Genomic DNA, 5,799 nt, shown 5'->3' with positions numbered 1-5,799 from the left:
CACATAGGCGTGCATCAGCTCCTGTAAGACTTCGGAGGAAGTCACGAGCTGTGATTTGCGCTCGAGGTTCTTCTCGAAGAACGACCGCGCTTCCTCACGCAAGGGGTGCCTTCGGCCAACTGCGTACATGAAAACGTTGGTGTCGATGAAGATCAAGTACCCGTCCCGCCCGAGGATTTGGACATCTCGATGACCTCTCGGTGCTGCGCCCAGTCCGGCTCGACACCCTCCTCTCGCTCATCGATCTCTTCAAAGAAGCGACGGAGCTCATCGAGCGTTCGGATCCGCCGAGAGCGAACATCGGCAAGCCGTGCTCGCCCCGCTTCTCGGAGCCAGGCGCTCAACGAAAGGCCCTGAGACTCGGCCATTTGTCGAAATGCCTCTCGCTCTTCTTCCTCCAGGATTACCTGAACGCGCTTGCTCATAGATGTGTATTTACAAAACCCATGTGTATTATAGATGTGTATTCGTCGAGAAGTCAATACGAGTGGGAGGGTGGCAGTTAGCTAGAATCAGCCGGCGCCGACGCCCCGTTTCGGCGTATACTTTCGTCGTCCAAGTCCTTTAGAACGTTGAAGAGACACGCCCTTCGTTTTGCCACCTTGCTTGCGGTACTGTGTGGCTGCGGCGATCGAGGGAATTTCTTGTCCCCCGAGCCATCGTCCGCTCCCGCAATCACGTCCGGCACGCATTTATCGGGTGACGGTCTCTCCCAGCTCGCGGAGGATTTCCCTTTCAAGAGGATTCTCTGCTTTGGAGACAGCATCACGCTGGGAATCACGCTCGAGTCTCCGCCGGAAATCCACGCCGATCTCTCGCTCGTCGAGGGGTACGTCCCGAAGCTGTGGCGACGCCTGGAAGAACGCTACGGAACGGGCCTCGAGCTCATCAATGCCGGCATCGGAGGAGAGAGAACGACCGAGGGTGTCGAGCGCATCCGCTTCGAGATGCGCACGCACAACCCCGACCTCGTCTTGTTGCTCGAGGGGGTCGTCGACGTGAACAACCCCACCCCGCGCTTTCCCGTCGTTCGCGAGAACCTGGCGAGAATGATGGAGCTCGTGCGTCGCGAGGGAAAAGCGATCATCGTGGGGACCTACCCGAGACTGAACCCCGATGGCTTTCGGACGAATGGCTGGGAGAACGTGCCACGGCTCAACGACGTGATCCGCCAGGAGGCGAACCGGCAAGGCGTACCCATCGCCGATCACGAGCAGGCGACCCTCGGCGATTTGAGCGGCCAGGGACCCGACGGGCTCCACCCCAACGACATCGGTTACGAGGCGATCGCGGATACCTGGTTCGAGGCCATCGTGCTTCTGGTCGAGGGACCAACCTGAGCCTCTTTGGAGTATGACGGGTGAACCGACATCGCCTGGCCGAGGCGCGCAGCCTGGCTCTCCATAGAGCGATCGGCGAGCTTCTGGACGAGGACCCATCCATCCTCGAACGCGCCCGTGCCGTCACGATCTTGAGTAGAAGAAGCGGATCGAGAGGATCGAAACCGTCACGAACAGCGCGGAGGAGACGAGGAATGTTCCCCCGCGAAGCGAGTGGTAGAAGACGCCGCCAAGAATCAGGCCCACGATGCTCGCCAGGCTCCCGACGCTTCCACCGAAGCCCTGCACCGCACCCTGGTATCGTGGGCCTGCCGCCTTGGACAGGACCGCGAGGAAGGACGGCCACTGGAGGCCGTTACCCAGCGAGAAACAGGCGGCTCCCGCGTACAGGGACACGGGGCTTTCGGACGTAAAGAGCCAGAAGCCCACTCCGAGGATCAATCCACCGGCCACGACCAGAGGCGACTCGGGCAGCTTTGCCGCGAGCCTGCCCAGCAGAGGCCCCTGCACGAGCACGGTCGTCAGCCCCAGGAAGGAGAAGAAGAGCCCGAGCTCCTTGACGGACCACCCGAGGGATGTCGTGGCGTGCACCGGAAATGCGGCGTAGAAGAAATTGAAGCCGAGAAAGATCAGGAAGTAGACGGCCAGTAAGAACGGCACGTTCTCTAGACGGAGCGCCTGCGCGAAGCTCACTCGGCCGTCGGACTCGAGCTCGAAACACTCGCGCTGCTCCTGCCCGAAGATTTTTCTTACCTCGGTCTTCGTGGGGTTCTTTCTGAGCGCACAAGGGCGTGATTCCGGCAAGACTTTCCAGATGACCAACGAAGCTGCGAGGGATATCGACAAGGCCGCGAGCACCGGAAGGGTCTCTTCCCATGCCGTCGCTCCAAGAAAACCAGTCAACATGGGGCCGGCGATGAAACCCAGGTTGGTGGCGACCGCCATCTTCCCGAACTGCTTGTTGCGCTCGGACTCTTGCGTCAGGTCGGCAAGGTAGGCGTTCGCCACCGAGACGTTCCCGCCGGTCAGGCCGTCGGTGGCACGTGCGGCGAACAGAACCAGTAGAGGGAGCGTCAGGACCCATGCCCCTCCCGCTCCGTCGAACCGGAAGAGGGGAATCGGGGGGAGCGACAGTGCGAGCAGGAAGATGATCCACGAAGCGAACGTGCCAAGCTGGCTCAGCAGCAGGATTTTGCGTCGGCCGTAAACGTCCGACCACTTGCCGAGCAGGGGCGCGCCGATGAGCTGGCAGGCAGAATAGGTGGCTCCCACGACTCCGTAAACCACCGCGTTTCCGCCGAACTTGGTGACGACGGTGACGAGAAAGGGGAGGACGATGCTGTAGCCCAGGGTGCCAATGAAACTGACGAGGAACAAGGGAAAGAGAGACATGTCGCGAGCTCACTTGCTCGTGGGCCAGGTTTCGGCGGCGAGGCTGGAAGCACGGTGGCGGCCAGCAGACGCCTCGACTCGAGCAATATACTCGATCTCCAATCGAGACGTTCGCGGGGCGTGCGTTTCGCCCCGAGGATTTCGCACGGCCTGAAGCGAGGACGCCCAGTTCCCGTGCATCTTTCACCGACGGCCACGGTTCGAGAACAGTGAGGTCGCTCGAACCGTGGGTGTAATAATCATTTGAGGCGGTGCACATGGGACTCCTGGAACGGATGTTCGGTAAAAAGCCCACTTTCGCAGAACGCGTGTGGCTCACCGAGGAGCGCAAGCTCGAAGACTTCGAGAAACAGCTGGAGACGGACTCGAGGGAAGGAGCGGTCACGAGTCTCGCCATCTATCATTTTCCCATCACCGGCGAGCGCGTCCGGCAGCGCTTGGATCGGCGTGGGCTCGAATACCGTGAGTTGCGTCGTCCGGGAACGGATCAGCTCGAACAGTTGCCGACGTGGAGGGGGGCGGGGACCATCGCCGTGCTGGCTTCGGATGAGATTCCCGAAGAGATCAAGCGGGGAATCCACCACCGGCGCCGCGTCGATGACCAGACACCCGTTCGGGTTCAGCTGGTGGAGCATTTTCCGATGCCGCAACGCGACGACCACGTGCTCAACCTGGCAATGTATCTCCCGCGAGGAACTACCTTCTCCTGTTACACGGGGTTGGACGAGCCGTGGGTCACGAAGTTTCTCGGTAGCTCCACGCGCGAGCTCCTGGAGCGGCTCGGGGCCTCTGATGACGAACCGTTGAGCCACTCTATGATCTCCGCGGCTTTGCGACGGGCACAGGAGCAGCTCGCGAAGAAGCGGAGGAGCCTCGAGCAGCCAGCCCGATCGTGCGAGGAGTGGATGGAGCGGAACGTGAGCTAGCTATCGTCTCTGACTCAGTTCGCGGTAACGTTCCATGGCTCGCTTTTCTTCCGCTGCGTTTCCAAGAGAAGCGTAGGCCGACGCAAGATTGAGCTGAATCGAGGCGTTCTCGGGCTCGAGCGTGGCGGCTCGGGCAAAACATTCGACCGCTTCCTCGTCTTGGCCAGAGTCCAGAAGCAACGTTCCGAGCAGCGACCAGGCGTCGGGGAAAGCCGGGTCGAGCTCGAGAGCGCGCCGCAGCGATGGCGCGGCTTCGGCTCGAGCTCCCGCTCCCGCTCGGGATGCAAAGAGTCCGCGGAGGTAGTGGTACTCGGCGATGGTCCCGTCCCGCGCGAGCGCCTCGTCGATCCACCGCTTGGCCGACGCCGTGTCGCCCTTGGAGAAGGCGATCTTGGCGAGCATCGAATGAGTCTGAGTATTCTCGGGGTCGATATCCAGGACTGACAGGAACACTTTTTCTGCCGCCAGCATGTCGCCGGTTCGCAAGAGCTCGGCCGCTTGTTTGTAAGTGACTGCGACCCGCGCCTCCCGCTCGGACGTTTCCTGCTCGGCTACGCTGAGCTCCCGGAACGTTTCCGCCGCGCTCCGGGCCTCCTCGTCGCGTCCGGCTCGCTGATAGGACTGTGCCAGGTTGTAGTAAACCTGAGAGGCATCGGGATGCGCGTCGCGGGCGCGTTCGAGCTCCGAAAGCGCTTCTGCCTCACGTCCGGTCCGGGAGAGTACGCGCGCGAGGACGAGTCGAGCTTCCAGCATTTCGGGACTCACTTCGAGGGCACGCCGTGCGTATTCCTCCGCTTCGGAGTAGCGGTCTCGGTTGCGACTCAGAAGCTCGGCCACGCGCTCGAGCAGGACGGGATTCTGGTTATCCTCGGCGAGCCCGGCTCGGTACACGTCGAGTGCTTCGTCGGTTCGCTTGGTTTTCTCGAGCTTTTCCCCGAGAAGCCGCCGGGCCTCGATCTCGTGAGGTTTCGATTCGACGTAGCTCGCGAGCGAGGCGATCGCCTGGTCTTCGTCGCCGAGCTTTTCGTGCACTCCGGCGAGGAGAAGAAGCGCCTCGGGGAGGGAAGAGGCCTTCTCGAGATAGGGGAGAGCTTCCTCGGCTCTCCCCGATCGGTACAAGAGCTCGCCGTAGTCGAGAGCGTAGGAGGTTTCCTCGGGTGCGAGCTCGGCTGCCTGGCCCATAGCCTCGAGCGCCTGGTCCGTGCGTCCGAGCGCGGCGAAGAGCAAACCGAGCTCATGGTGGATGGCGGGGTCGTTCGGGTCCGTCCTCCGTGCCTCGTCGAGAGTCCGGATCGCCTCGATCGTCCGCCGCTCCTCCACGAGGCGCCTGGCGGTCTCGATGGCTCCGTCACTTTGCTGGCCGGCAAGCGCTGCGAGCAGAGCGAGGACTGTTCTCATTTCAGCGTCCGAAGATTCTCCCGGGCGGCATCCAGCTCGGGCTCGATCGCGATCGCCCTCTCGAACGCCTCGACCGCTTCGAGGCGGCGTCCCTGGCGGGCGAGAACGATTCCGAGTCCATTGTAGGCCTCGTAAGAATCGGGCGCGAGCCCGATCGCCCGGCGAAAAGTCTCTTCGGCCGCCTCGAGCTCGCCGCTGTTCGAGCGGATGCTGGCAAGGTTCAGCAGTGCGGGGACGTAGTCCGAATCGGAAGCGAGAGCTCGCTCGTAGGCCTCTCGCGCCTCGGTGACACGCCCCTGTTGCTCGGTGACCAGCCCGAGAAGGTTCCAGGCGGAGGGCTCGCCCGCGCCGAGCTCGACACCGCTCCGGAACGCCGCCTCCGCGGCGGCGAAATCCCCGTCGCGAGCCCGCGCCCGGCCGTGCGCGAGGGCGGCCTCGAACGCTGCCCGGCGCGCTTCCGCGGATGAGGGCACGAGCCGCAAAGCGGAGCGAAAAGCCTCTCCGGCACCACCCGGCTCTCCGGCGCCGAGGCGAGCTTCTCCCAGGCTCATCAACGCGCCGAAATGATTCGGATAGATGGCGAGCCCGTCATCGAACCGCTTCGCCGCTTCTACGAACGCTTTCTTCTCGAGAAGCTCGGCTCCCAGGAGGAAATGGCTGCGGGCGCTTTCCGGTGCCGTCTCGACGGTGCGCCGGAACAGAGTCTCGTTGTTGCGCCAGTCGAGATTGCGGCGCCGGAGCCG

At 62.9% G+C, this 5,799-nt stretch carries 7 protein-coding genes; 2 read left to right on the top strand and 5 right to left on the bottom strand.

Features of this window, described 5'->3' with window-relative positions; translation table 11 throughout:
* Together VEK15_11140 and VEK15_11135 are read right to left on the bottom strand one after the other, a co-directional pair.
* A partial coding sequence (locus VEK15_11140; GenBank protein HXV61240.1) for a type II toxin-antitoxin system VapC family toxin occupies positions 1-156 on the bottom strand: 156 nt, incomplete at its 3' end.
* Positions 153-425, bottom strand: a complete 273-nt coding sequence (locus VEK15_11135) for an antitoxin (GenBank protein HXV61239.1) — start codon at positions 423-425, stop codon at positions 153-155. The genes VEK15_11135 and VEK15_11140, both read right to left, overlap by 4 nt.
* Before the next feature lie 219 nt (positions 426-644).
* On the opposite strand from VEK15_11135, the gene VEK15_11130 reads away from it, so the two are divergent.
* On the top strand, positions 645-1,340 hold the full coding sequence (locus VEK15_11130) for an SGNH/GDSL hydrolase family protein (protein ID HXV61238.1): 696 nt from the start codon (positions 645-647) through the stop codon (positions 1,338-1,340).
* A gap of 123 nt (positions 1,341-1,463) precedes the next feature.
* Here the strand turns inward: VEK15_11130 and VEK15_11125 are convergent, their stop codons facing one another.
* Positions 1,464-2,732 carry an MFS transporter gene (locus VEK15_11125; GenBank protein ID HXV61237.1) on the bottom strand — a complete coding sequence of 423 codons (1,269 nt, stop codon included), beginning with the start codon at positions 2,730-2,732 and terminating at the stop codon, positions 1,464-1,466.
* 257 nt (positions 2,733-2,989) lie between these two features.
* On the opposite strand from VEK15_11125, the gene VEK15_11120 reads away from it, so the two are divergent.
* A complete protein-coding gene (locus VEK15_11120; GenBank protein HXV61236.1) occupies positions 2,990-3,658 on the top strand; it encodes a hypothetical protein in 669 nt (222 codons plus the stop codon).
* Here the strand turns inward: VEK15_11120 and VEK15_11115 are convergent, their stop codons facing one another.
* Both VEK15_11115 and VEK15_11110 read right to left on the bottom strand, forming a co-directional pair.
* Positions 3,659-5,056 (bottom strand): tetratricopeptide repeat protein, encoded by a 1,398-nt coding sequence (locus VEK15_11115; protein ID HXV61235.1) that lies wholly within the window; start codon positions 5,054-5,056, stop codon positions 3,659-3,661.
* Positions 5,053-5,799 (bottom strand): tetratricopeptide repeat protein (locus VEK15_11110; protein HXV61234.1); only part of this gene is annotated, 747 nt, incomplete at its 5' end. The genes VEK15_11115 and VEK15_11110, both read right to left, overlap by 4 nt.

It is taken from the genome of Vicinamibacteria bacterium (assembly GCA_035620555.1).
Taxonomy (GTDB): Bacteria; Acidobacteriota; Vicinamibacteria; order Marinacidobacterales; family SMYC01; genus DASPGQ01.
Note: the sequence above shows the minus strand (reverse complement) of the source record. Positions and strands in the feature narration are given on the sequence as shown.

Coding starts and splice junctions, on each gene's coding strand:
- VEK15_11135 (HXV61239.1), bottom strand. CDS start 425: ATGAGCAAGCGCGTTCAGGTAATCCTGGAGGAAGAAGAGCGAGAGGCA.
- VEK15_11125 (HXV61237.1), bottom strand. CDS start 2,732: ATGTCTCTCTTTCCCTTGTTCCTCGTCAGTTTCATTGGCACCCTGGGC.
- VEK15_11120 (HXV61236.1), top strand. CDS start 2,990: ATGGGACTCCTGGAACGGATGTTCGGTAAAAAGCCCACTTTCGCAGAA.
- VEK15_11115 (HXV61235.1), bottom strand. CDS start 5,056: ATGAGAACAGTCCTCGCTCTGCTCGCAGCGCTTGCCGGCCAGCAAAGT.